Origin of the sequence: Parabacteroides faecalis (genome assembly GCF_022809355.1) — a bacterium.
Taxonomy (GTDB): Bacteria; Bacteroidota; Bacteroidia; order Bacteroidales; family Tannerellaceae; genus Parabacteroides; species Parabacteroides faecalis.
The window spans coordinates 1-2904 of record NZ_JAKZMM010000099.1 but is presented as its reverse complement, the minus strand read 5'-3'; the positions used below and the strand labels follow the sequence as shown (position 1 = coordinate 2904).

The following is a 2904-nucleotide window of genomic DNA, read 5'->3' as shown; positions in this document are numbered from 1 at the left end:
AAGGGCGGCCTGTCACACCGCCCAATTGATAACCTAAACTACCTAAAACTTAATCCAAATGAATTACTTCATCTTTCGGCTTGAATAATTCCCAAACAACCTTTACCAAGTCATAGAATCCACATCCGGATAATCCCGCTGCTACGCCATAAATAAGCGTCTGCCACCAAATAAGTCCAGCCAGCGGTTCCGAGATCTTCAGTACCCATGCCAGCATACAGACAATAATTCCAACGCCAACAGAAATACCAATCTTTGCAATCTTGCTTCCATCAATAGCCGGGATCAGCTTAAAGATCTGTGTCACTACGGATGAAATGACAGTAACGATACCTGTAAATGTGGAAAGATCAAGAATAATTTGAGTTCCCTCATTACTTACTTCTGTTTGTGCAAATACACCACACACAAAGAGCAATAACATGCTCATAACCAAAACAATCTTTTTCATAACCTAAACATTTTAACTATTAAACAAAATAAAAACAATAACACTGCTATAATGACACTACTACATAAAAATATAGCTTCTTTCTTTTTTAAACTCTCCATGGTTTATTCTATCGCTTTCGCATATCTAGGGCAATCTCGTAGTTTGGCATACAACGGAGTTGTTGCCTCGATACACTCATAGGTGATACCATCTTCCTTATAATATTTCCCTAGTTCCAAAGACATATTACCATCCGCCGGATAAGGGATAGGGTCTTCTTTTGTTCCGGCGTGTTGTTCATCTATCCTTTTATAAATGGATTCGGTTCCGGTAGATCCTGGTTTCCATTGAGACTGAAGGGTATGTTTCTGAATAACCTCAAACAGATCGTTGACATCTTCCTCTTTTTCTACTATACGAAGGCGGAAACCGGTATCTACCTCTTTTCCAAACTCGGCACCTTCCTCTCCCCACACCGGAGCAAAATTCTTTACTTTTACCGCACTTTCTGCCGGAAGGTTTGCTGTCGAATATAACATCTTGGATAAGGCCATCACATCTTGCAGTCCGGGTTGGGTGGTGTCTGGTTTATAACCGTCATGGCTCGAAAGGCCGATTTCATCCAATTCTGCTTTTACCCATGAAATAAATTCATCGTGCTCTTTTACTTCCGTATCGTTTATATCTTCCCGAAACTTACGGGACAAAGAGGCATTCAGACTTGCAACCTCCAATGCTGAAGTAAGTCCGTAAGCCTCCATCTCGGCGGCATTGATAGCCTTATTCCTGGAAACAGGCTTAACCACCCTTACCGGGAAAGCGAGGGCGATTTCCATTTCCCGCCCATCCGCTTCTATTACCGTCTCTTTTGTATGGCCAATGAACAGCGTTACCGAAGGACCTTCATCCAGCGACACGTATTTCCCGTTCAGCCATGTTGTCTTATTTTTATTATTATCTTGTTCTGCATTAATTGGGACTTGAACTTTATTAACCGTGATCATCTTCTATGTACGTTAACTGGTTGGTACTACCCTTGAAGATGTAACCGCACTGGTTTTCGATCTCAACGTCCTCAAGGGGTAAAAGATTTCTCTTCCCAAACTCCTTTTCGCACGCTACCATAAACTGAATGATACCCTGATAATTTCCATGAAACTCACGAGCCAACACCTTACCGGTTTTCTCTCCATCAACCACTTCGTCAAAACCTATCAGGCATTTGATCCAGTTGGGTTGTTTCTGGCTGTTATAACGGATCTCATAATCGTAAATCGTTATCACTACTCCGATAAGCTCACGTATCTCTATATTACGTGCATCCATGGTACGGTCTATGCGCACCTTCTGTGTTAAATCTTTCAGTTTCATATTATCTTGTATTCTATTGATCAGTTGAAAGCAGTCTGCGTGGATCAGCAGGCCGAAATATGATGCCCAGGAGCGATCATTATCGCATTTCTTCGCGTCCCTCGCGATGGATTCCCGAATACGGACGTAACCCTTGTTATGGTCGCATACTCCCTTATCCTCAATCCTGTGAAACACGTAGCCACAAAAATCAAGCGGTTTGGACATCGGCTGTATGACACAGGAATGACGTTTCGAGCGTATTCCTAAAACATACCACCAATAATTCTTCACTCGCCATTTGGCCTGCTGTGCTTCTTCTACCGTATGGAACGCCATAAAGTTATCGTCGGCATAACGGATCGCAAAAGGGGCAAAGTCCTTGACGTAATAATCAAACGCAAGCATCAGGACATGATGGATGAATGGGGATGTTGGTGTTCCTATCGGCAGCTTCCCATCTACGAAAGACACATCGACAGCGAAATCTACCAACCACTTGTCATCAATGACCTGTTTCAAGGCTCGGCGGAATGTTTTGGCGGTAACATGCTCGTAACATTTCCGCTGGTCTATAAGAAGGCAGTAATGCAAATCCGTCCGATCAAAATAAACTTGCTTCATGCGGTATATCACGGACCGGCGGGAATCTTTCGCCGTTATGCCACAGCCTTTCTTACAATTCAAGCCATTCAGGTTATCTTTACTGTTATACACCGGCTCCAACAAGTTTAGCAGCAAGTGCTGGTAGATCCGGGTTACAAGCGAAGGGCTGTCTATATGTCGTTCCTTCCCGTTCTTGTTTACCTTCTCCAGCACACGGTACGACAGAAACTCTTTCCATGAACCATCGAGAAGTGCATCATACAGCTTGGCGCAACGATTCTGGAAGTCCTCGATAAAATCAGTAACTTCCCGTTTGCCGGAGTGTCCTTCAAAGGCTCTCCATGCCGCTTTCTCGATGTCCTCTGGGCTCAGATTTGAGCTTATTCCTGTTATCCGTTTCATGCAAGCCGGGCATTTAAGTAGCGCCTTGACGCTACTACACATCTCATCCTTTTCTGGAACATGTGCGTTGTCTTTTATTTTTTCGTCACTCCTGGACATGAATGGAAGGGGGT

3 protein-coding genes are annotated in these 2904 nt (G+C 43.7%); all 3 read right to left on the bottom strand.

From position 1 onward, the window contains the following. Positions 1–49 precede the first annotated feature (49 nt). A complete protein-coding gene (locus MUN53_RS18205) occupies positions 50–451 on the bottom strand; it encodes a hypothetical protein (RefSeq protein ID WP_243326835.1) in 402 nt (133 codons plus the stop codon). A gap of 104 nt (positions 452–555) precedes the next feature. Further along, a complete protein-coding gene (locus MUN53_RS18200; RefSeq protein WP_243326834.1) occupies positions 556–1437 on the bottom strand; it encodes a hypothetical protein in 882 nt (293 codons plus the stop codon). Then, the coding region (locus tag MUN53_RS18195) for a reverse transcriptase domain-containing protein (RefSeq protein ID WP_243326833.1) at positions 1424–2904 on the bottom strand (1481 nt) is incomplete at its 5' end. The genes MUN53_RS18200 and MUN53_RS18195, both read right to left, overlap by 14 nt.

What these genes read in the sequence shown, in the direction of transcription:
- MUN53_RS18200 (WP_243326834.1), bottom strand. Translation starts at nt 1,437, where the DNA reads ATGATCACGGTTAATAAAGTTCAAGTCCCAATTAATGCAGAACAAGAT.
- MUN53_RS18205 (WP_243326835.1), bottom strand. Translation starts at nt 451, where the DNA reads ATGAAAAAGATTGTTTTGGTTATGAGCATGTTATTGCTCTTTGTGTGT.